1 pseudogene is annotated in these 237 nt (G+C 69.6%); it reads left to right on the plus strand.

Features of this window, described 5'->3' with window-relative positions:
• Nucleotides 1–237: pseudogene (locus tag SB772_RS45470) on the plus strand (MmgE/PrpD family protein); the annotation flags it as partial.

The following is a 237-nucleotide window of genomic DNA, read 5'->3' on the forward strand; positions in this document are numbered from 1 at the left end:
GGATCGACGTTTATCGCGACGACAGGCGGACGGATTCGCGCGTCACGGCGTTGCTCGCACGTATCGCGATCGAGGTCGATCCGGCGCTGGGCGATCTCGACGAGCCGACGGTGAGCCTGCATCGCGCGGACGGGCGGCGGGACTCGCGTCACGTGCCGATCGCGCTCGGCGATCCGCGCAATCCGTTGTCCGACGCGGCGCTGCTGGCGAAATATCGTGCGCTGGCGGGCATGGCGC

The sequence above is a fragment of the Paraburkholderia sp. SIMBA_030 genome (assembly GCF_046535245.1).
Lineage (GTDB): Bacteria > Pseudomonadota > Gammaproteobacteria > Burkholderiales > Burkholderiaceae > Paraburkholderia.